The sequence below is a fragment of the Rhodococcus sp. C26F genome, from assembly GCF_053345925.1.
This window is the reverse complement of the sequence record NZ_JBKFBA010000030.1, coordinates 45,045-66,722: the sequence shown is the minus strand read 5'-3', so window position 1 is coordinate 66,722 and position 21,678 is coordinate 45,045. Positions and strand designations below refer to the sequence as shown.

Sequence of the window (21,678 nt, the reverse complement as noted above, 5' to 3'; positions counted from 1 at the left end):
CTCAGTATTCGTGGCAGCTCGTCCCGCTGCCATGGTTCGCTCTATCCGAGCAGGAGGTGACCATATCATACTGTACATACGGTTTGCTACGCCGTATGCACAAGAGCTACGCTGAGCGAATGGAGATCGAGACGCTGAATGCGCCGTACGTGATCGAAAAAGGTGAGGTGGACGGGCGCTTAGTCCAGGTCACAATTAGGGCTGTCGAAGGCGGAGAGCTGAGCTACGACGAGATCCGTGAAGCCACGCGGCAGATACTGGACCATTTCCGAAAGACTCGCACTCATACTGTCGAGCCGTTCGAAACCAAAGTCGTTGCTTACCCGCACTCAGCGGAAGCGGCGAAGGCGCTTGACGACCTCGTGGTCACCTACAACAACGGCAAGGGCCGCATCTCCACTGAGTACCTGGCCCGCCTGGCGGTAGCGTACGAGGCGCTCCTTCCAGAGGGCCGTGGCGTGTCGACCGCGATAGCGGACGCTTTGGGCAAGCCAGTGCCCACAGTCAAGGGCCACATCATGCGTGCTCGTCGCGAGGGATACCTCAGCGAAGCACTAGAAGGACGAGAAGGTGGCGAGGCGACAGCGAGTGCCCGTGAGCTGTTGCAGAAGATCGACGAGCTGAGCAAGGCAGCCAAGCTCACCTCGGCATCGACCTAAGGGCCAGGAGGAGCCTAACCGTTGCCGAATTCGATCGAGACCGCGTCAGGCTTGGGCAGGTCATCGAGACTGAGATCGGGGCTCAGATCGGCGAGGCCTCGGGGCACGAGCATTGCCATCTGACGCAGTCCATCCTCTGCACCTGTCGGGTACAGAACGAATCGAGCCCCGTGGTCGATCATGAGCTGACGCTTGTCTGCGGTCGGCCAGACCTCCCGGTAGGTCTGGTCGGTCTCTTCGGTCACCCACCCAGATGCACGCGACGGCCTGGCGGCGAGCTGGTCTCGTTTGGCCACCTGAGCCTTCATTCGGGCGAGCCATCGTTGCTCGTCCTCCGGTGTCGTCAGCAGGCCGGCGTCGGACTCCATCCTCAGCCGGTCGATGGTCGCGTTGACGAGCTCCAGCTCGACAGAATGGTCCTCCCCCTGGACGAACACGCGTCGGGTGACCTTCTCGTCTCCCCATTTATCAAGGAACAGCCGTTCCATCGCGGCGTCAGCCACGTCGGCTTTAACCACGGTTCCGTTGCAGTTCAACGGAGTTCGTCCGCATCGGTAGTACCGGTGCTCGTTGACCTTGCCCGACTTCGTCGTGGTTCTCGACTTCTGCTGGGCCAGCGAGGCCCCGCAACCGCCCTCACCACACGCGGGGCACCCCCGGCACCCGCATACGCCAACTCCGAGCATCGGGTTTGTGGACGCTGTCGGTGTCCGCTGGTTGAGCTTGCGGAGCTGGGCAGCCTCCTGGAGCTGCGTCCAGGTGGCAGCGTCGAACGTAGGAGGAGCTAGAACAATCGGATTACCCTCGGAATCGAGCACGACCATGGCTTTCTTGCCGCGACCGGTCATCTTGAACCCCTGCGTTCGTGGCGAGGTCAGGGCCTCGATCACGGTGTTTACCGTCCACGGTCGAGCTTTGGCCGGCACTCCCTTGGCCACTCGAGCACGGTCCATATTCGTCAGAGCCGCGCTGTCGCGGCACTCGCAACCTGGGACGTGCGTGCCGGTGCAACGCTGGTCCGCATACGGCGCGTTCAGCCACGCCGCAATCCTGATAAATGACCAGCCGTCGAGCAGACGACGTGCCATCGAATGCAGCAGCCGGTAACCGACCTCGTCGGTGGCCAGGCCCTTGCCCTTGCCACTCGGATGCTCCACCACCTTGAACCCGAGCGGAGGGACACCCGAGGCCCATCGATCCATCTGCCTCAGAGCCCGGTGCGAGTCCTGGGCGCGGGACTTGAACCGGTTCAGCTCGAGCTGAGCGAAGAACGAACCGAGGTAGACGAACAGCTCAGCCATCATCGAGTCGATGCCCTTGGTGACTCCAGGCCGGTAGTCGAGCGTGAGTCCGTCGTCGGCGAACGCGACGATCTTCTGCCGTTCCTCCGCCCACTGGGCGAAGTCGACACAGTGACGGGTCGACCGGAAAGCCCGGTCCATCTTCGACCAAACGATCACATCCCACTTGGCCGCACCTTCATCGCTGAGCCACGGCCCGAGGTCTGGCCGTTCCTCCGGCCGTTTCTCCGCTGACACACCGAGATCCTCGAACGTTCCGACGATCTCGTATCCCCTGGCCTCAGCCCACTTGGTAGCGGTCTCGAGTTGGGCCAGGTGCGACACCTTCTGGGGTCCTTGGACTACTGACACGCGAGCGCCCACGAGGGCGCGTAGCGCTTGCCGTTGCACGGTCATGGTTGTAATGGTACTTTCACCTGCTGGTCGAGCAGCATGCCGATGAGAAGCGCCAGCGGGTTCTCGGCCAGCAGTGCGTCGGCGTCGGGATCTCCGACCAGGTTCAGCGTCGATGACATGCAGACGATCATGCCCTGCGCGTCAGGGGCGGCGCCACACGACCACCGCGATCACGATGCCCAGGGTGAGCGCGATCGACGTGGTCAGAGCATGCAGCCAGTGCGGGAAGAGCGTCGGTTGCGAGGTGTCCGGAACGGCGGCCAGGGCGGCGAACAACGCCACGACGGCGATGACAGACGCCGCCGCGGACCAGCCCTGGGCCAAGCGGGTATGCCTCGCACCGCGCAACTCGGCACTGCGCAGCAGGGCGTGCTCGACGATGTCCACGGCCTCGGACAGTTCCGCGTCGAGTTCGGCCAAGTCGTCGGCGACCCGGCCGGCCATGAGTGCTCGCAGCTGTGTGGGTTGCGTCCACGAGTGGAACCGGTCGTCGTGGATCGATTCCTTGCGCAGCAGGGCCCGTTCCATCCGGCGCGCCTGCATGATCGCGATGTCGTCGAGGACCGTGGCCAGCCGATCGCCGCCGAGCCCGTCGGGGTGGCGCAGATGCTCCATGGTCGTCCAGTAGTCGGCGGAGGCCCGTGCCCGCACCGCCACCCACGGGATGAGCCCGTAGATCATCTCGCGGGTGCCGTGCCCGACATAGTCGCTGCCGAGGGCGGTGGCCTCGAGGTCGAACAGTACCGCACCGGAGTCCTCCCGCACGGCGATGGCGGCCCCCGGCTGCACGGGCCGGTCCACCAGCGGAACCCGGTCCCACTTCCACAACACACCCCAGGACCGTGCCGCCGCGCGGGCCTCCGGTCCGATGCGCGGGCCGTCGACGAGCGAGCGGACGCGTTCGCCGCCGCTCGAGACCACCTCCACGACCATGCCCTCGGCGACCTCGCGATCGCCGACTCCCCGGTGGCGGTGGACGACGAGTTCGTGCAGGGGCCGATAGGTCGTCGGCGCACACAACCGCCTGTTCAGTCCGGGGAAGACGTCGTTCAGGCAGGCGTCGGCGGTCAGTTCGAAGGGCGCGAGGAACTCACCGAGCACCGGGCGCAGACCGGCGCCGTCGCGGTCCTGCAGCGGGTCGCTGCGCCAGTCGACGAGCGGGGAACCGTGGTCCGACAGCGATTCCAGCGCCAGGACGAGACCGTGGCCGGGGACGTCCCACAGCGACACGCACGTCGCGGGGTGTCCCACATACGGTCTGGTCGCGTCCGGCGCCTCACGCAGCGACCCCGTCGACGCACCGAACGAGATCTCCGGTCGTGTCGGGTCGACGACGTGCCGGAACGCGAGCAGGCACGGCGGACGCACACCGTGGTCCGTCTCGGGCTGCTCGGCGATGCGTGCCGGCAGGAAGGGCTCCACCTTCTCGACGGGTGGGACCCGCGGTGGCGTCTCGGGCGCCGCCTCGATGTCGAGCGCCAGGAGGAACACCTTCAGCACACCGAGACACCCCGTGACAGATCCGACGGCCGATGCGCCGACTCCGGAATTCACGAGAGCGCGGTTTTCCATCACACTCACCACTTCCGAACCCGCCGCACGGTATGCGGCGACCCTGACCAGCGAGTATGTCAGGTCGGTAGGGGAAAGCAAGTCGTGGGGACGCCGGGCACCGGTAATGCCCCGACCAGGGACGATCCGAGTTGTCCACCGCCCGTCCACGTGTTGTGCACAACTTTATCCACAGGTTGGGAACAAACTCACACTCGGAGTTCAGATTCTTGTCGACGGAGGTACGCAACAAAGAATCGAGGCTCGCAACGCCGGCAGTGACTGCCGATGTTGCGAGCCTCGTCCTCGCGTTGCGTACCTACCCACGCACTACTTGTCGGCGAGCGCCTTCTCCGCTGCGGCCAGCAGCACGCAGGTCGCGACACCGTCCATGGCCTTCTCGAGCTCGCCGAGCGAAGGAAAGCTCGGGGCGAGGCGGATGTTCTTGTCCTCGGGGTCCTTCTTGTACGGGAACGCCGAACCGGCACCCGTCAGCGCGATACCCGCTTCCTTCGCCAAGGCGATGACGCGGGCCGCCGTGCCCTCGACGACATCGAGGCTGATGAAGTAGCCGCCCTCGGGCTCGGTCCAGGACGCGACCTTCGACGTGCCGAGACGCTCCTCGAGGATGCGGCGCACCAGCGCGAACTTCGGCGCGAGGATCTCGCGGTGCTTGGCCATGTGGGCACGCACGCCCTCGGCGTCGCGGAAGAAACGCAGGTGACGCAGCTGGTTGACCTTGTCGGGGCCGATGGTCTTGATGCCCAGATGCTTCTGGTACCAGGTGAGGTTCTCGGTGGAGCTGCCGAAGAAGCTCACGCCCGAACCGGCGAAGGTGATCTTCGAGGTGGACGCCAGCGCGAACACACGGTTGGGGTGACCGGCCTGCGCGGCCAGACCGAGGATGTCGATCGCGGGCGCGAGGTGCTCGGTGAGCGGGTGCACCGCGTAGGCGTTGTCCCAGAAGATGCGGAAGTCGGGAGCGGCCGTCGGCATCGACACCAGCTCGCGGGCGATCTCCTCGGGGTACACCGCGCCGGTGGGGTTCGAGTAGGTCGGCACGGCCCACATGCCCTTGATCTGCGGGTCGTTCGCGACGAGATCGGCGATGAACCGCACGTCGGGGCCGTCCTCGCGCAGCGGCACGGGGATCATCTCGATGCCGAGCGACTCGGTGATCGCGAAGTGCCGGTCGTAGCCGGGCGCCGGGCACAGGAACTTGACGACCGACTCCTGCGACCACGGGCGCGGCGAGTCGACGGTGCCGTGCAGCAGCGACCAGACGACGAGATCGTGCATGATCTCGAGGCTCGCGTTATTGCCTGCGACGAGGTTCTCGACCGGGATGTTCAGCAGCTCGGCGAAGATCGCGCGCAGCTCGGGCAGGCCGGTGAGGCCGCCGTAGTTGCGGGTGTCGGTGCCGTTGCCGTCGCGGAAGTCGTCGGCGCCCGGCAGCGACAGCAACTCCGCGGAGAGGTCGAGCTGCTCGGGCGAGGGCTTGCCGCGGGTCAGGTCCAGCGTCAGCTTCTCCGACTTCAACCGTTCGTAGTTGGCGGACTGGCGCTCGTGCTCTGCAACGAGTTCCTCATGGCTCATCAACCCGTACTGGGTCTGCGTAGGCATGCGGAGGGACCTTTCACCGTGCACGGTGACACGGGCATCGGCGGAAATTAAGAGGACCCCGCGCACCCGGCAGAGCCCGTTGACCCTTGCTGCCTTCCGGCCCTGGGGGAGTTCACAGGATGCGCGCCGCGCGGGATCCATCGGCAAGTGTAGAGGAACGAGCGCCCCGGCGGCGAACCCGCCCCCGCAGCACCCCCGGAATCAGGGTGCGACGTGCCCGTTTGGCAAGTTGGGGTCTCCATTCGGTATGCTTCCCCACGGAGGATTCGCCTAGTGGCCTATGGCGCTCGCCTGGAACGCGGGTTGGGTTAACGCCCTCAGGGGTTCAAATCCCCTATCCTCCGCCACGGAACCCCGTGGGGCGCNNNCCCACGGGGTTTCTACTTTTCCGGTCCCCCTGTTCGCGTACCGGGCCGATCTCGGGCACGATGCGTCTCGTGACCGCGGACGACAATTTCCCGCTCGCCGGCGACGCCGACCACGAGCAGGCTTCGGTCTGGGTGGAGATGCTGGACCGGGAGATCGACGAGGTGTCCGCAGCCATCGAGAAGACCGAACAGAAGGCCCTCGCCGAACACCGGGTGGGGGCCGTGGACCGGGCGCGCCGGTTCGACGCCGAGGTCGAGCGGCTGGGCGCCCAGCTCCGCGAGCTGCACCGCATGCGCCGCAATCTCACCGACCGCTTCAGCTGACCGGGAGATCGCGGCAGTGCGTTACTCGTAGGCGCTGCGGTGCGCTACTCGCAGACGCTGCGGCGCGCTACTCGCAGGCGACGCCGTCCCCGTCACCGTCCATCTTCGGCCGGTAGCCGGGCTCTCCCACATACAGCGGCGCAGCTCCCGCGGCCCGGGCCGCCGCGCAGTTCTTGTAATACACCTCCGCCGGAGCAGGGGCCGGCTCGGCGGGGGCGGGCGCAGGTGCAGGAGCCGGCGCAGGAGCCGACGAGGGTGCCGGCGCAGGTGTGGGCGCCTGGCGCGTCGTCGTGGTGGGCGCGGGTGCAGCTGCGGGAGCCCCACCTCCGCATTCGGTGAGGACCCGCGCCATCGCGTCGTGCTCGGCCTGCGTCACCCACAGGCCGTAGATCGCCTTGACCTCGATCTGCCGCGCGACATACGTGCAGCGGTACGCGCGGTTCGGCGGCAGCCAGGTCGCGGCGTCGCCGTCGCTCTTCTGCTGGTTGGTCGGCCCGTCCACGGCCTGGAGGTTGCGCGGGTCGTTGGCGAAATCGGCCCGGGTGCCCGCGTCGAGCTGCTGCGCGCCCTTCTGCCACGCGTCCGACAACGCGACGACGTGGTCGATCTGCACCGCGGTCGAGGTGTCCTGCCCGCGGGTGAACGCGATCGTCGTACCGGTGTACACGTCGTTCAGGGTTCCCGACGCGACGACGCAGTCGCGGGTACCGGGCCGGTAGACGATATCGACGAGGTCGCGTCGCAGGATGTCGTTGCGGGTGTCGCAGCCGTTGCCCCCGAACTCCACCGACACGTCGTCGCTCCACGCCTGGCCGAACAGGTCGCGGCTGTACCCGGTCTTGGGCGCGCGCCCCTTGATCGGCAGGGTCGCCAGCCGGGCCAGGGCCTCCGACGAATCCGCCGACGCTGCCGGGTTCGGTGCGGTCGTCGAGGTGGAGCGCGTCGTGGTGGGTGACGGTGTCGTCGTGGGGGTTTCGGAGCTCGGCGCCGGGGACTGTTCGGAAGTCGCCGCCGGAGCGACGGAAGTGTCCTCGGTGGTCGAATCGCAACCGGTGAGGGTCAGACCCGCGACCGTCGCGACGACGAGCAGGGACAGCCGGGACGACAAGCGGGGCAAGGACATCGAGGGAACTCCTGAGAACGACGGCGCCGGACGGCTCCCCTGGTTCATCGCGCCCACGACGCCCGGTCGTTACACCGCGTAAGTATCCGGGAGCCGACGTCGTCGGCATCCGGCAGGAACGGTTCCTACTATCGTCTGGTGGTCGGTTACGGCAGGCAGTTGCAGGGACTTGCGATCGCGTTGTCCTCTCTCGCAGGGTTCATCGATGCCCTCGGTTTCATCACCCTGGGCGGCGTCTTCGTGTCGTTCATGAGCGGCAACTCCACGCGCTTCGCGGTCGGGGCGGCCGACAGTGCGTGGCAGACGGTCGCCCTCATCGGCGGTGTGCTCGCGCTGTTCGTGCTCGGAGTGATTCTCGGCAGCGTGGTAGCGGAACTGACCGACCGAGACCGGCGGACCCGCAAGACCGCCGTCCTCGCGACGGTGACGGTGTTGCTGACGATCGCCGCCGCGGCCGTCTTCGTGGACTGGACGCCGGTCGCCGTGATCGCGATGACCTTGGCCATGGGAACGGAGAACTCGGTGTTCCGGCGGCACGGGGAGACGACCGTCGCCCTGACCTACATGACGGGTGCACTGGTCAAGATCGGACAACGGATCGCGGCGGCCTTCTTCGGCGGTCCGCGCTGGAGCTGGCTGCCCTATCTGGGCCTGTGGGGCGGCCTGGTGACGGGCGCCGCTCTCGGCGCGCTCGCCCACCGGGTGCTGGGGCTGCACGCCCTGTGGATCGCAGCGGCGTTCGCAGCCGCGCTGACGGTGTCGGTCCGTTTCCTCTCAGATCGCGAGCTCACCGGCGGGGTGTGATTCCCACCTCTCCGTACGTTCGTACGGTGGAGAGCTCGGCTACGGTGCTCCCCATGCGCACGCGTCCCTACGTCACCACCAGTCCCACCAGGCTCGCTGCGGCCTTGCTCGACGTGGCCGCACGCAACGGTCTCGACGCGGCGAGCGTGCGGGAGGTGGCCAACGAGGCAGGGGTCTCGATCGGGGCGGTGCAGCACCATTTCCCGACCAAGGACGAGATGCTCGCGTACTCGTTCCGCACCCTCTCGGACCGGGTGCTGAACCGGCTGACGAACGTCGATCCCGACATCGATCCGGCGCGCACCCTGTTCTCCGCGCTCAGCCAGCTGCTCCCCCTCGACGAGGAACGTGGCAGCGAGGTGCACGTGATGTCGGCGTTCGCCGTGCGGGCGGTCACCTCCCCCACGCTGAGCGCCATCCGCACCGCCACCCTGTTCACGATCCGCACGGGCATAGCGCGCGTATTGATCCGCGCCGGTACGCCCGACCCGGAGACCCGGGCCGCTCTGCTGCTCTCGGCCGCGAACGGGCTCGCACTCGACGCGGCGGCGAGCCCCGAGCTCTACCCGCGCGAGTATCTGACCCACGCTCTGCACGCCCAGGTCCAGCTCGTCCTCGACGGCGCCGACGCGCACTGACCCGCGCCCCGGAATCCGGGACGCGGGTCGGTGATTGCAGTCGGACCGTCCTGTCAGTGGGCCGACCAGCCGCCGTCCATCGTGTACGACGCGCCGGTGACCATCCCGGCTTCGTCGGAGGCCAGCCACGACACGAGCGAGGCCACCTCCTCCGGCTCGACCAGCCGGGTCACCGCCTGATCGGTGAGCAACACATCCGAGAGCACGCGATCCTCCGGGATGTCGTGCGCGCGGGCCTGTTCCGAGATCTGCTTCTCCACCAGCGGGGTGCGGACGTAACCCGGATTGACGCAGTTGCTCGTCACGCCGCGGGGACCGCCTTCGAGCGCGACGACCTTGGAGAACCCCTCGAGGCCGTGCTTGGCGGTGACGTACCCGGCCTTGAACGCCGACGCCCGCAGCCCGTGGACCGACGAGATGTTCACGATCCGGCCGAAGCCCCGCTCGTACATGCCGGGCAGCGCGGCCTTCACGAGCAGGAAGGGCGCCTCGACCATGAGCGTCTGGATGCGGCGGAAGTCGGCGAGGGCGAAGTCCTCCACCGGCCGCACCACCTGGATGCCGGCGTTGTTGACGAGGATGTCGACGTCGAGGCGGAGACCGTCGAGGCCGTCGGTGTCGAGCAGGTCGACACCCCACGCCTCTCCCCCGATCTCGTGGGCGAGCGTCTTCGCGGCGACCTCGTCGACGTCGGCGACGGTCACGCGGACTCCCTGCCGGGCGAGGGCGCGGGCGCAGGCCGCCCCGATCCCGCCGGCACCACCGGTCACGAGTGCGGTGCGGGCCCTCATGCCGAGATCCTGGCGTTCTCGGCGGCCTTCTCCTGGGCGACGGTTTCCGCGTCCGCGGCGTCGATGTCGCGCAGCGAGATGCCCTTCGTCTCCCGGGCCACGATCACCGCGACGATCGTGATCAGCGACGAGCCGAGCAGATAGAAGGAGATCGGGACCGACGACTCGAAGCGGCTGAGCAGGCTCGCGGCGATGATCGGGGCGAGCGACCCGGCGACGATCGAGGTGACCTGGTAGCCGAGCGAGACGCCCGAGTAGCGCATGCGGGTCGGGAACATCTCCGCCATGATCGCCGGCTGCCCCGCATACATGAACGAGTGGAAGACGAGTCCGATGACGATCGCCGAGATGATCCACGCACTGTTGCCGGTGTCCATCATCGGGAAGGCGAGGAAGCCCCAGGCGCCGGCGGTGACGGCACCGATCATGTAGACGGGACGGCGTCCCAGCGTGTCCGACAGTCGTCCGACCATCGGGATGATCACGAAGTGCACGGCGTGCGCGGCGAGCATCCACCACAGGATGTGGCTGGTGTCGGCACCGACGACGATCTTCAGATAGGTGATCGAGAAGGTGACGACGAGGTAGTACATGACGTTCTCGGCGAACCGCAGGCCCATGGCCGTGAACACGCCGCGCGGGTAGCGCTTGAGCACCTCGAAGACGTTGAACGACGTCTCCTTCAGCTTGTCGGCCTCCTGCTGCGCCTCGAGGAAGATCGGGGCGTCGGTGACCTTGGTGCGGATGTAGTAGCCGATCAGCACGATGACGGCCGAGAGCCAGAACGCGACTCGCCAGCCCCACGACAGGAAGGCCGATTCGGGCAACGTGGTGGTGAGGACGAGCAGGACGATCGTCGCGAGGAGATTGCCCATCGGCACACCGGCCTGCGGCCACGACGACCAGAATCCGCGCGAGCGGTTGGGGCTGTGTTCGGCGACCAGCAGTACCGCGCCGCCCCACTCGCCGCCGACCGCGAAGCCCTGGATGAACCGGAGCGTCACGAGCAGCGCCGGCGCCCAGTACCCGATGGCACCGAAGGTCGGCAGGCAGCCCATGAGGAAGGTCGCGACGCCGACCATGATGATGCTGGTCTGCAGCAGCTGCTTGCGTCCGAACCGGTCACCGAAGTGGCCGAAGACGATCCCACCGAGCGGCCGGGCGACGAAGCCCACGGCGTAGGTGACGAACGCCGCGATGATCGCGTCGAGTTCGTTGCCGCCGTCGGGGAAGAAGACCTTGGCGAAGACGAGGGTCGCGGCGGTGCCGTAGAGGAAGAACTCGTACCACTCGACGACGGTGCCCGCCATGGACGCACCGACGACCCTGCGCAATGCCGACGGTGAACTCTCCGGTCCATCCGTTCGTGCCTGTTCGACGCTCATGCCTGCACCCTCCCGGGACACTGTGTGACGGGGAACACTTCCAAACACATATGCCGAGTATCGGTACGCACATATGCATCCACAATGACGCGATTCGCAGATGCGATCTGCAAAACTGCACACATGAGCGTGCCCTCGGCCGATGACCTCCTCGTCCTGCTCGCCGTCGGGCGCAGTGGCAGGTTCACCAGCGCCGCCGACGACCTGGGCGTCAACCACACCACGATCTCCCGGCGGATCGCCGCGCTCGAGCGCAGCCTCGGCGGTCGCGTGCTCACGCGGTCGGCGGCGGGATGGGAACTGACCGACCGCGGTCGCGAGGCGCTCGAGGCCGCCGAACGCGTCGAGGCCGCGGTCGGGAGTCTGCGGAACCCCCGGGGCGAGCGCCGCCTCGAAGGCGTCGTGCGTATCTCCGCCACCGACGGCTTCAGCGCCTACATCGCCGCCCCGGCCGGCGCGCTCGTGCGGCAACGCCATCCGGGTATCTCCGTCGAGATCGTCGCGACCACCCGGCGCGCCTCGCAGCAGCGGTCCGGCATGGACATCGAGGTGGTGGTGGGACGCCCGCAGGTGCATCGGGCCGAAGCGCACCGCCTCGCCGACTACAACCTGGGCCTGTACGCCTCGCGCGACTATCTCGCCACGCACGGCTCCCCGTCGTCGGTCCGCGACCTGCGTGAGCACACCCTCGTGTACTTCATCGATTCGATGCTGCAGGTCGACGATCTCGACGTCGCGCGGCGCATCGCCCCCGACATGCAGGATTCGATCAGCTCGACGAACGTGTTCGTGCACGTCGAGGCGACCCGCGCCGCCGGAGGACTCGGTCTGCTGCCGTGCTTCATGGCCGATCGGCACCCCGATCTCGTCCGGGTCCTGCCCGGCGAGGTCGAGGCGCGTCTGGCCTACTGGCTCGTCGCGCGCTCGGAGACGCTGCGGCGGCCGGAGGTCGCGGCCGCGGTCGCGGCGATCCGGGAAGTCGTGCACGCCCAGCGAGAGGTGCTCCTGGGGGTCGCTCGATAGAGTGCACGGGTGTCACTTTCGGACGAGGACGAAGCAGGAGCGGGTCGCTTCGCACCGAGTCCCTCCGGCGACCTGCACTTGGGCAATCTGCGCACCGCCGTCCTGGCGTGGTTGTTCGCGCGGTCGACGAACCGTCGGTTCCTGGTCCGCGTCGAGGATCTCGACCGGGTGCGTCCCGGCGCGGAGCAACGCCAGCTCGCGGATCTCGCGGCGATCGGTCTCGACTGGGACGGCCGGGTGGTCCACCAGTCCCGCCGCCGGCGCCTGTACGACGAGGCGATCGCGCGGCTCGAGCAGGCCGGTCTGACCTACGAGTGCTACTGCACCCGACGCGAGATCCTCGAGGCCACCTCCGCACCCCACGCCCCTGCGGGCGCCTATCCGGGCACCTGCCGCAACCTCACCGACGAGCAGCGGGCCGAGCGCCGGGCCTCCGGCCGCGCCCCCGCGATCCGGTTGCGGGCGACCGAGGAGTGGTTCACCGTCCACGACCTGCTGCACGGCGATTTCACGGGCATCGTCGACGATCTCGTGTTGCGCCGCAACGACGGAACCCCCGCGTACAACCTCGCAGTGGTGGTGGACGACGCCGACCAGGGCATCGATCAGGTGGTGCGCGGCGACGACCTGCTCACCTCCGCGCCCCGGCAGGCCTGTCTCGCACACCTTCTCGGACTGTCGGAACCCGTCTACGCGCACGTGCCGCTCGCGCTCAACAAGGAGGGCAAGCGACTGGCCAAACGGGACGGCGCGGTGACACTGGCCGATCAGCTCACGCTCGGTCACACGGCCGCCGACGTGCTGGGCACGATCGCCGTGTCTCTGCGGCTCGCCGACCCCGGCGAGCCCGTGTCGCCGGACCTGTTGCTGGACCGCTGGAATCCCGTGCGGCTTCCCCGGGATCCGTGGGTGTTCACGCCGTCCGAGGAAGGCATCCGATAGGACACGATGCGGACATAGCGGATGCGGACCCGAGGTGATGTCCGTACTCTCTCGGAAGTGTCCGATCCCGGAGACGAGAGGCAGCCATGACCACCGGTGGTTACGACCCGAATCAGGATCCGAAGAACCCGGGTGGTTATCCGCCACCCGGAAACTATCCGCCGCCCTCGGGCGGTGGCACTCCCCCGCCGGGTGGGAACTATCCGCCGCCCGGCAACTACCCCCCTCCGGGGAACTATCCCCCGCCCTCGGGTGGCAACTACCCGCCGCCGGGTGGGTCCTACCCGCCGCCGGGGAACTATCCGCCTCCCCCGTCGGGTGGTGACTACCCGCCCCCGCCGGGTGCATACGGCGCCGGGAGCTTCGGTGGTCCGCCCCCGAATCAGCTGAGTGTCGGCGACGCGATCTCCTACGGCTGGTCGAAGTTCAGCGGCAACGCCGGCGTGTGGATCGTCTTCATGCTCGCCGCGTTCGTCATCCAGGGCCTGATCAGCGGCATCTTCAACGGGTTCGACTTCACCGGTGAGGCGACGGACTTCACCCTCCTGAGCGCCATCGGCAGCATCGTCTCGGCGATCGTGGGATACCTGATCCAGGCCGCCTTCGTGCGCGGTGCGCTGGCCGAAACCGACGGGCAGCGACCCGCTTTCGGGACGTTCCTCCAGATCGGCCCGATCGGTGCGGTCATCGTCGCGGGTCTGCTCGTGGGCATCGGCACGTCGATCGGTCTCGTGCTGTGCATCCTCCCGGGCCTGGTGTTCGCGTTCTTCGCGTGGTGGACGATGCAGTTCGTCATCGATCGCAATCAGGATGCCGTCACCGCGATCAAGTCGAGCTTCAATGCCGTCAGATCGAATGCGGGAACGCTCGTGCTGCTCGCCCTCGCACTGCTCGGCATCAACCTCCTCGGTGCCCTGTTGTGCTTGATCGGCCTGCTGGTCACCGTGCCGGTGTCGATCATCGCCGTCACGTACGCCTACCGGGTCACCACGGGTGGTCCCGTAGCGGCCTGACACAACCCCGGCGGGACCCTCCCGTCGCATCCGGAGGCATCTACCGACGCGCCACGGCACGCTGTACCGTGGCGCGTTGCCATGCCGATCGCGACAAGGGAGACACAAGTGACCACTGGTGGCTATCCACCCCCTCAGCAGGATCCTCGGGCGACGGGCGGTCATCCCGGCGCCCCCTCGTACGGCGCCACCCCGCCCGACTACACCCAGCAGTTTCCTCAGTACGGCGCTCCCCAGAACGGTGGCCCTCAGTACGGCGCTCCCCAGTACGGAACACCGCAGTACGGAACCCCGCAGAACGGCGCGCCCCAGTTCGGCGCTCCCCAGTACGGTGCACCTCAGTACGGGTCGCCGCAGGGCAGTGGGTTCGGAGGCCCAGGATTCCCCGGCCCGAACTTCGGCACCGGCACCCCGGGGGAGCTGCTCCCGCGTCTCGGCGCCCGCATCATCGACGGTCTCATCGTCGGCATCCCCATGGGGATCCTGACCGCGATCATGCTCCTCGCGAGCGGCGGAAGTGGCTTCGTGAACTTCTTCATGACGGTCGCCAGCGGTGTCGTCGCCTTCGGCTACTGGACGTACATGGAGTCCGCTCGGGGCGCGACCGTCGGCAAGAAACTCCTCGGCCTGTCGGTCGCCGGCCCCGCCGGTGGCAACCCCACCCTCGAGCAGGCCGCCAAGCGCAACGCCTTCGTCGCGCTGCAGATCCTCACCGGCGTCCCGCTGCTGGGCTTCCTCGCCGGTCTGCTGTCGCTCGCCGCATACATCGGTATCGCGGTCACCATCGAGCAGGACGGCAACAAGCAGGGCTTCCACGACAAGTTCGCCGGCGGCACCCGGGTACGCAAGTCCTGATCTCCCGCGCGCTCCGGGTCCCGTCCTCGTCAGGACGGGACCCGTTCGTCGCATATGGGGTGTTCGCGCACGTACAGACGGTCCGCAACTTCGTGATCGCCCCGTGGTGATGCTTGGATGTCCGGGTGACCGAGCACAGATCGAACACCTCCCCCGCCCTCTTCGACCACGCCGCCTTCGCGCGCGTGGGCCGCAGCCCGTACACGGGGATCGTCGTGCTGTTCACCGCGGTGCTGATGATCTCCAACATCTCCGCGACGAAGGGCATCGCGTTCTTCACCGGCTCCGAACTCACCGTCGGGCCGCTGCAGATCCTGCCGATCATCACCGACGGCGGGTTCTTCCTGTTCCCCCTCGCCTACATCCTCGGCGACGTGCTCAGCGAGGTGTACGGCTTCGCGGCCACCCGCCGCGCCGTCTTCTACGGCTTCGGGGCGGTCGCGCTGTCCGCGCTGTGCTTCTGGATCACTCAGCAGCTGCCCCCGGCCGACTTCTACGCCGGTCAGGAGTCCTTCGAGAACGTGCTCGGTGTGGTGCCCCGGATGCTGATCGCCGGGCTCGCCGGGTACGCGGTCGGGCAGCTGCTCAACTCGTACGTGCTCGTCCGCATCAAGGAACGCACCCGGGAGAAGCACCTGTGGGCGCGTCTGATCGGGTCGACCGTCGTCGGCGAGTTCGCCGACACCCTCATCTTCTGCTCGATCGCCGCAGGGGCCATCGGCATCACGACCTGGGCTGACTTCGTCAACTTCGTGATCGTCGGGTTCCTGTGGAAGACGCTGGTCGAGATCGTCGTGCTCCCGGTGACCTACCGTGTCATCGCGTACGTCAAGAAGCGCGAACCCTCCTACTCCTGACGACTCAGTGACGACTCAGGCCTGGCGCCGGCTCGCGTAGAACCGGCCGAGCGTCTCGGCCTTGAACTCGGCGAGGGTGCCGTTCTCCATGTTCGTCCGGATGTCGTCGACGAGCCGCACCGTGAACCGTTCGTTGTGGATCGTGCACAACGTCGAGGCGAGCATCTCCTTCGCCTTGAACAGATGGTGGATGTACGCCCGCGTGTAGTTCCGGCAGGTGTAGCAGTCGCAGTTCTCGTCGATCGGCGTGAAGTCGCGCCGGTGACGGCTGGTGTTGATGTTGAACCGGCCGTCCGGATGGTAGATCGCGGCGTTGCGCGCGACCCGCGACGGATTGACGCAGTCGAAGGTGTCGACGCCGTGCTCGACCGCGACGAAGATGTCGTCGGGTTCGCTGATGCCCAGCAGGTGCCGCGGCTTGTGCTCGGGCAGCTCCTCGGTGCACCACCGCACGATCGTGCCGAGATTGTGCTTCTCGAGCGCACCGCCGATGCCGTAGCCGTCGAACCCGCGGCCGGTCTCGCCGACGATGGACTCGAGGCCCCGGCACGCCTGTCGTCGCAGGTCCTCGTACTGCGCGCCCTGCACGACCCCGAACAACGCCTGGTAGGGACGGTGGGCACGTTCGGCGGTGAGCTTCTCGTGCTCGGCGATGCACCGCACCGCCCACGCCTGGGTCCGCTCGAGGGAGCGTTCCTGGTAGCCGCGGGTGTTCATGAGGGTCGTGAGTTCGTCGAAGGCGAACATGATGTCGGCGCCGAGCTCGTGCTGGATGCGCATCGACACCTCGGGGGTGAACCGGTGCCGCGACCCGTCGAGGTGCGATTTGAAGGTCACCCCGTCGTCGTCGACGTGGGCGAGCCGTTCCTTGCCCTTGGCGATGACGTCGTCGTTCTGGACGCCGACGGACTCCATCGCGATGACCTTCTTGAACCCGGCTCCGAGCGACATGACCTGGAAGCCGCCGCTGTCGGTGAAGGTCGGGCCGGGCCAGTTCATGAACTTCCCGAGCCCACCGGCCTCGTCGACGATGTCGGAGCCGGGCTGCAGGTAGAGGTGGTAGGCGTTGGCGAGCAGCGCCTGCGATCCGAGCTCGGCCATCGTCTCCGGCAGCACCGCCTTGACCGTCGCCTTCGTGCCCACCGGGACGAAGGCCGGGGTGCGGATGTCTCCGTGCGGGGTGTGGATCGTGCCCGTGCGGCCGAGTCCGTTGTCGAGACGCGCTCCGACCGTGAAGAAGGGATCGGGCGGGGTCGGAATGCTGGAATCGGTCACTTCCGTATCCAATCACGTCGGGAATCGGTGGCCTTCTCGCGGCGAGCGCCGACGGCCTTCTCACGGCGGCGGACGGAGATCGCGAACACGGCGACACCGGCGAGCGCCAGCAGCACGCCGACCGCGGCGGGAGCGGTGTAGCCGAATCCGGCCGCGATCACGACCCCGCCTATCCACGCACCGAACGCGTTGGCCAGGTTGAACGCGGCGTGGTGCAGCGATGCCGCGAGCGTCTGGGCGTCCTCCGCGACGTCCATCAACCGCACCTGCAGGGCCGGACCCACCGCGGCGCACCCGACACCCAGACCGAAGACCATCACGAAGGCGGTCCACGGGTTGTGGGCCGCGGCGACGAACAGCGCGAGCAGCACCGCGAGCGAGGTGATCGACGCGTAGACGCCGGGGATCACACCGCGATCGGCCACGCGACCACCGATGGCATTGCCGACGACCATGCCCACGCCGAAGAGCATCAGCGCGACCGGCACGAGCGATCTCGACACTCCGGCGACGTCGGTCAGGGTCGTGCTGATGTAGGTGTACACCGCGAACACACCACCGAAGCCGATGACGGCCACGGCGAGCGTGAGCCAGACGGTGCTGCTCTTCAACGCCCCGAGTTCGACCCGCACGCTGGTCGTCGGTATCGACAGTGTCGGCACCCAGGCCGCGAGAGCCGCGACGGTCGCGATTCCGATCACCGCGACCAGCACGAACGCCGCGCGCCAGCCCAGGGCCATGCCGAGCCACGAGGCCGCGGGCACGCCGACGACGTTCGCCACCGACAGCCCCATCATCACCAGCGACACCGCCCGCGCGCGGCGACCGGGTCCGGCGAGATGCGCCGCGACCAGCGCGGCGACCCCGAAGTACGCGCCGTGCGGCAGGCCGGCGACGAACCGGGAGACGACGAGCAGACCGTAGTTCGGGGCCAGCACCGTGGCGGCGTTGCCGAGGGTGAACGCGACCATCAGCGCGACCAGCAGTGTCTTGCGCGGCACGCGGGCGGCGATCGTCGCGATGAGCGGGGCACCGACGACGACACCGGCCGCGTAGGCGGAGACGACGTGACCCGCGGTGGGTTCGGAGACCCCGATGCTCGTCGCGATCTCGGGGAGCAACCCCATGGCGACGAACTCGGTGGTTCCGATCCCGAACCCGCCGAGGGCGAGTGCCCACATCACCAGCGTGCGCGCGGGATGTCCGGAGTCGGTGTGGGCAGGATCGTCGAGTGGGCGGCCGGAAGCCGTGGTGGTCATCGGTGAGGAAACCTTCGATCTGTCGAGGGTCCCGGAGCCGGAGGTCGTGCGGGCCGGGACGCGGGCGCGCTCGGGGAGCGACGCGGGGGCAGCCTCCATTCTGGGGCAGTCCGGCCTCGCACTTCTCCCCGTGTCGACGTGAGTTCCGCCATCTCCCGATCGTCAGGTGAGGAAGGTCGTATCCGCCTGCTCGGCCCTACGCGCCTCGATCCTCCTGGCGACGAACTTGCCGATCTCGTCCACCCACAGCACCGACGAGCCGACGGCGACCGCGAGCAGCCACTGTTCGGAGGTGAGCGAGGTGGTGTCCATGAATCCCTGCAGGGCGCCGAGTTGCACGACGCAGATCTGCAGGACGACGACGGCGATGATCGCGATCCAGATGGTGTGGTTGGTGAACGTCTGTGCCGAGAACACCGATCCGAGATCCGAGCGCACGTTGAACAGGTTGAACACCTGGTAGAAGACGAACGTCGTGAACGCGAGGGTGGTGGCGAAGAGTGGGTCGGATGCGCTGTCGGGGAACAGTTCCGGGCCGGAGTGCAGCACAGCGATCGTGCCCACCGTCATCACGATGCCGAGGCCGAGGATGCGCTGCACCCGGGAGCGTTCGAGCAGGGCCTCGTTCGCGGGCCGCGGTCGTCGTCGCATCGCGTCGGGGGCGGTCGGGTCGACACCGAGGGCGAGCGCCGGCGGTCCGTCCATGATGATGTTCACCCACAGGATCTGCAGTGCGCTGAAGGGCGCCCCACCCGCGAGTCCGAGCACACCGGCCGTCAGGAAGATCAGGACGAAGCCCCACGCCGTGGTGAGCTGGAACTTCACGAATTTGATGATGTTGTCGTAGATTCCGCGTCCCTCGGCGACGGCGGCGACGATGGTCGCGAAGTTGTCGTCGGTGAGGATCATGTCCGCGGCGCCCTTGGAGACGTCGGTGCCCGTGATGCCCATGGCCACACCGATGTCGGATTGTTCGAGCGCGGGAGCGTCGTTGACGCCGTCACCCGTCATCGCGACGATCTGCCCGTCGGCCTGCAGCGCTTCGACGAACCTGATCTTGTGTTCGGGCGCCACGCGCGCGAGGACACCGAATTCCTTTGCTTTCTGCCGCAGTTCGTCGTCGGTGAGTTTGTCGAGATCGGAACCGGAGGCAGCCGACCCGCGGATTCCGAGTTCCTCGGCGATCGCGGAGGCCGTCACCAGATGGTCGCCGGTGATCATGTGCACCGAGATGCCCGCCTCGTGGGCGACGGCGATCGCATCCTCGGCTTCGGTCCGCGGCGGGTCGACGATGCCGACGATCGCGTGGATCGTCAGGTCGGCCACCTTCTCCTGCAGGGCATCGGTGTCACCGCGGGGAACGGCGTCGAGGTCGCGACCGGCGATCATGAGGGTCCGCAGCCCTTCCGATGCGAGCGCCTCCACCGCCCGGTGGATCCTTGAGCGACCGTCGTCGCCGAGCGGGATCGGCCCGTCGGGGCCGGCGATCGTCGTGGCCCGGTCGAGGAGCACACCCGGTGCGCCCTTCACGAAACAGCGGTACCCGCCGTTCGGCAGCGTGTGGAAGGTGGCCATGTACTTGTAATCCGAGTCGAACGGCACCTCCGCGATACGGTTCAGCGCGGCCCGCGCACCCTCGACGTCGATACCGCCCTTCTCGGCGAGCACCACGAGGGCGCCCTCGGTGGGATCGCCGACCAGCACTCCGTTGCGGACGGTCGCGTCGTTGCACAGGCCCATCCCGAGCAGTGCGTCCGTGAAGTCCGGTGCGGGCAGACCGTCGCCGACGAGGATCTTGCCGTCGGTTCCGTACCCGGTGCCGGTGACGCGGAAGGCACGACCCGCGACGAGCAGTCGCTGCACCGTCATCTCGTTGAGGGTGAGGGTGCCGGTCTTGTCGGTGCAGATGTGGGTGGTGCTGCCGAGCGTCTCGACCGCGGCGAGCCGTTTGACGATCGCGCCGCGGGCCGCGAGGCGCGAGGCGCCCATCGCGAGGGTGAAGGCGACGACGGCCGTGAGCCCTTCGGGGATCGTCGCGACCGCCAGCGACACCGCGGTGACGATGAGATCCGACCAGGTCTGTCCCCGTAGCAGGCCGAGGACGAACACGAGCGTCACCGTCACGATCGCGATGATCGTCAGGGCCTGGGCGAGCTGGCCGATGCGCCGCTGCAGCGGTGTCTGTTCGACACCGGCCGATCCGAGAAGGGTTGCGATGGCTCCCATCTCGGTGCGCATGCCCGTGCCCGTGACGATCATCGCGGCACGACCGCGTGTGACCTCGGTGTTCATGAACAGCATGTCGGTGCGGTCGCCGAGGGGTGCGTCGGGATCGTCGACGACGTGGACCTGTTTGTCGACGGGCTGGGATTCACCGGTGAGGGCGGCCTCGGCGACCTGCAGCCGGACGGCGGTGACGAGTCGGCCGTCGGCCGGGACGGTGTCGCCGGCCTCGAGGAGCACCACGTCGCCGGGGACGAGTTCGGCGCGGGGCACCTCCGTCCCGCGACCGTCGCGCAGCACCCGGCTGGTGGAGACCGACATGTTCTTCAGTGCCGCGAGGCTGCTCTCGGCCCGGGATTCCTGCACGTAGTTCAGCACGGTGTTGAGCGCGATCACCGCGAAGATGACGACGGGGGTCTCCCACTCACGGGAGACGGTGGCGCTGACCACCGCCGCGACGACCAGAACGAGCGTCATCCTGTCGACGAGCAGCGACAGCACGCGCCGCCAGGTCGGTACCTTCTTCGCCTCGTCGAGCAGGTTCGGGCCGTATTCGCCGCGCCGTCGTCCGACCTCGTCCGCGCTCAGTCCTCGTTGCGGATCGACCTCGAACGCCTCGGCGACGTCGGTCGCGGCGCGGGTGTGCCAACTCGAGGTGGTCGCGGGAGCCTGTGCGGACATCGGCACTCCTCGTTCGGGCTGCTCTCGGCGGATCGGGCGAACACGGTCCTGACGGCCGGTTTCACCGTAACCGGCGGAGCGTTCCACTGCGCCGGAAGCCGGTTCGTGATGTGCTGGATACGGCAGCGGAACCGGAGGAGTGAACGCGATGAGCGACAACCCGAACACCGATGATCCTGTCGTCCCGCTCGACGAGGACCAGTGCTGGGACCTGCTCGCGACGGGCAAGGTGGGCCGCCTCGTCACCGTCGTGGGCGGGCGACCGGAGATCTATCCCGTCAACTACGTCACCGACGATCGCACGGTGTACTTCCGCAGCGGTGAGGGCAGCAAGCTCTCCGAACTGGCGGTGCACCCGCAGGTGGCCTTCGAGGTGGACGAGATCCGCGAGGACTCCGCATGGAGCGTCGTGCTGCACGGACACGCCCGGATCCTGCGGAGCTTCGACGACGCGGCGCGGATCGACGCCCTCGGACTGTCGCCGTGGGTTCCCACCCCGAAATACGACTACGTCGCGTTGACGGCCACCGACCTCACCGGGATGCAGCTCAAGCTCGTCAAGCGCTGACCGGTGGCGCCCTCTGCGC

At 67.9% G+C, this 21,678-nt stretch carries 19 protein-coding genes, 1 tRNA gene, 1 other RNA gene and 1 pseudogene; 11 read left to right on the top strand and 11 right to left on the bottom strand.

All coding sequences use genetic code 11. The features are described from left to right. The first annotated feature begins 119 nt into the window (after nt 1–119). A complete protein-coding gene (locus tag ACLBYD_RS23160; RefSeq protein ID WP_447818303.1) occupies nt 120–659 on the top strand; it encodes a hypothetical protein in 540 nt (179 codons plus the stop codon). A 14-nt stretch (nt 660–673) separates the two neighbouring features. Here ACLBYD_RS23160 and ACLBYD_RS23155 read toward each other — a convergent pair whose 3' ends face one another. The 5 genes and pseudogenes from ACLBYD_RS23155 to ffs all read right to left on the bottom strand — a co-directional run bounded on the left by ACLBYD_RS23155 (nt 674) and on the right by ffs (nt 5,672). Beyond that, nucleotides 674–2,356, bottom strand: a complete 1,683-nt coding sequence (locus ACLBYD_RS23155; protein WP_447818302.1) for a recombinase family protein — start codon at nt 2,354–2,356, stop codon at nt 674–676. A gap of 17 nt (nt 2,357–2,373) precedes the next feature. Then, a pseudogene (locus ACLBYD_RS23150) lies at nt 2,374–2,475 on the bottom strand (HhH-GPD-type base excision DNA repair protein); the annotation flags it as partial. A 22-nt stretch (nt 2,476–2,497) separates the two neighbouring features. Next, nucleotides 2,498–3,856, bottom strand: a complete 1,359-nt coding sequence (locus tag ACLBYD_RS23145; RefSeq protein ID WP_447818301.1) for a hypothetical protein — start codon at nt 3,854–3,856, stop codon at nt 2,498–2,500. Nucleotides 3,857–4,237: 381 nt separating this feature from the next. Next, nucleotides 4,238–5,530 (bottom strand): aminotransferase class I/II-fold pyridoxal phosphate-dependent enzyme, encoded by a 1,293-nt coding sequence (locus ACLBYD_RS23140; protein WP_447818300.1) that lies wholly within the window; start codon nt 5,528–5,530, stop codon nt 4,238–4,240. A gap of 47 nt (nt 5,531–5,577) precedes the next feature. Then, nucleotides 5,578–5,672, bottom strand: an RNA gene (gene ffs / locus ACLBYD_RS23135) — signal recognition particle sRNA small type. 117 nt (nt 5,673–5,789) lie between these two features. On the opposite strand from ffs, the gene ACLBYD_RS23130 reads away from it, so the two are divergent. Together ACLBYD_RS23130 and ACLBYD_RS23125 are read left to right on the top strand one after the other, a co-directional pair. After that, nucleotides 5,790–5,877: transfer RNA gene (locus tag ACLBYD_RS23130), tRNA-Ser, on the top strand. Between the two features lie 81 nt (nt 5,878–5,958). Further along, nucleotides 5,959–6,222 carry a hypothetical protein gene (locus tag ACLBYD_RS23125; RefSeq protein ID WP_016691009.1) on the top strand — a complete coding sequence of 88 codons (264 nt, stop codon included), beginning with the start codon at nt 5,959–5,961 and terminating at the stop codon, nt 6,220–6,222. Nucleotides 6,223–6,289: 67 nt separating this feature from the next. Here the strand turns inward: ACLBYD_RS23125 and ACLBYD_RS23120 are convergent, their stop codons facing one another. Continuing rightward, nucleotides 6,290–7,345, bottom strand: a complete 1,056-nt coding sequence (locus tag ACLBYD_RS23120) for a GmrSD restriction endonuclease domain-containing protein (RefSeq protein ID WP_447818299.1) — start codon at nt 7,343–7,345, stop codon at nt 6,290–6,292. A 138-nt stretch (nt 7,346–7,483) separates the two neighbouring features. Between ACLBYD_RS23120 and ACLBYD_RS23115 the strand changes: the two genes are divergently transcribed. Together ACLBYD_RS23115 and ACLBYD_RS23110 are read left to right on the top strand one after the other, a co-directional pair. Further along, nucleotides 7,484–8,149: a YoaK family protein gene (locus tag ACLBYD_RS23115; protein WP_447818298.1), complete on the top strand. Its 666-nt coding sequence runs from the start codon at nt 7,484–7,486 to the stop codon at nt 8,147–8,149. 53 nt (nt 8,150–8,202) lie between these two features. Further along, complete coding sequence (locus ACLBYD_RS23110; protein WP_016691005.1) at nt 8,203–8,787, top strand: TetR/AcrR family transcriptional regulator; 585 nt, start codon at nt 8,203–8,205, stop codon at nt 8,785–8,787. A 53-nt stretch (nt 8,788–8,840) separates the two neighbouring features. On the opposite strand, the gene ACLBYD_RS23105 is transcribed toward ACLBYD_RS23110, so the two are convergent. Then, on the bottom strand, nt 8,841–9,578 hold the full coding sequence (locus tag ACLBYD_RS23105) for a 3-hydroxybutyrate dehydrogenase (protein ID WP_060653981.1): 738 nt from the start codon (nt 9,576–9,578) through the stop codon (nt 8,841–8,843). After that, nucleotides 9,575–10,963 carry an MFS transporter gene (locus ACLBYD_RS23100; RefSeq protein WP_447818297.1) on the bottom strand — a complete coding sequence of 463 codons (1,389 nt, stop codon included), beginning with the start codon at nt 10,961–10,963 and terminating at the stop codon, nt 9,575–9,577. Before ACLBYD_RS23100 ends, ACLBYD_RS23105 begins: the two co-directional genes overlap by 4 nt. A gap of 123 nt (nt 10,964–11,086) precedes the next feature. Between ACLBYD_RS23100 and ACLBYD_RS23095 the strand changes: the two genes are divergently transcribed. From ACLBYD_RS23095 to ACLBYD_RS23075, 5 genes are all read left to right on the top strand, one after another. After that, the gene (locus tag ACLBYD_RS23095; protein ID WP_447818296.1) at nt 11,087–11,986 is read left to right on the top strand and encodes a LysR family transcriptional regulator; all 900 of its coding nucleotides are present in this window, start codon (nt 11,087–11,089) and stop codon (nt 11,984–11,986) included. A gap of 9 nt (nt 11,987–11,995) precedes the next feature. After that, nucleotides 11,996–12,928, top strand: coding sequence for a tRNA glutamyl-Q(34) synthetase GluQRS (gene gluQRS, locus ACLBYD_RS23090; RefSeq protein ID WP_447818295.1), 933 nt, complete (start codon nt 11,996–11,998; stop codon nt 12,926–12,928). An 86-nt stretch (nt 12,929–13,014) separates the two neighbouring features. After that, entirely contained in the window at nt 13,015–13,941 is a 927-nt protein-coding gene (locus tag ACLBYD_RS23085; RefSeq protein ID WP_413768427.1) for a hypothetical protein, read from the top strand. Nucleotides 13,942–14,049: 108 nt separating this feature from the next. Further along, entirely contained in the window at nt 14,050–14,796 is a 747-nt protein-coding gene (locus ACLBYD_RS23080; RefSeq protein WP_447818294.1) for an RDD family protein, read from the top strand. 125 nt (nt 14,797–14,921) lie between these two features. Continuing rightward, the gene (locus tag ACLBYD_RS23075; protein ID WP_447818293.1) at nt 14,922–15,653 is read left to right on the top strand and encodes a queuosine precursor transporter; all 732 of its coding nucleotides are present in this window, start codon (nt 14,922–14,924) and stop codon (nt 15,651–15,653) included. 15 nt (nt 15,654–15,668) lie between these two features. On the opposite strand, the gene tgt is transcribed toward ACLBYD_RS23075, so the two are convergent. From tgt to ACLBYD_RS23060, 3 genes are all read right to left on the bottom strand, one after another. Next, nucleotides 15,669–16,928 (bottom strand): tRNA guanosine(34) transglycosylase Tgt, encoded by a 1,260-nt coding sequence (tgt, locus tag ACLBYD_RS23070; protein WP_016690997.1) that lies wholly within the window; start codon nt 16,926–16,928, stop codon nt 15,669–15,671. Next, a complete protein-coding gene (locus tag ACLBYD_RS23065) occupies nt 16,925–18,187 on the bottom strand; it encodes an MFS transporter (protein ID WP_447818292.1) in 1,263 nt (420 codons plus the stop codon). Before ACLBYD_RS23065 ends, tgt begins: the two co-directional genes overlap by 4 nt. A 162-nt stretch (nt 18,188–18,349) precedes the next feature. Beyond that, nucleotides 18,350–21,091, bottom strand: a complete 2,742-nt coding sequence (locus ACLBYD_RS23060) for a calcium-translocating P-type ATPase, PMCA-type (protein WP_447818291.1) — start codon at nt 21,089–21,091, stop codon at nt 18,350–18,352. A 148-nt stretch (nt 21,092–21,239) separates the two neighbouring features. Between ACLBYD_RS23060 and ACLBYD_RS23055 the strand changes: the two genes are divergently transcribed. Next, nucleotides 21,240–21,659, top strand: a complete 420-nt coding sequence (locus tag ACLBYD_RS23055; protein ID WP_447818290.1) for a pyridoxamine 5'-phosphate oxidase family protein — start codon at nt 21,240–21,242, stop codon at nt 21,657–21,659. Nucleotides 21,660–21,678: the final 19 nt, after the last annotated feature.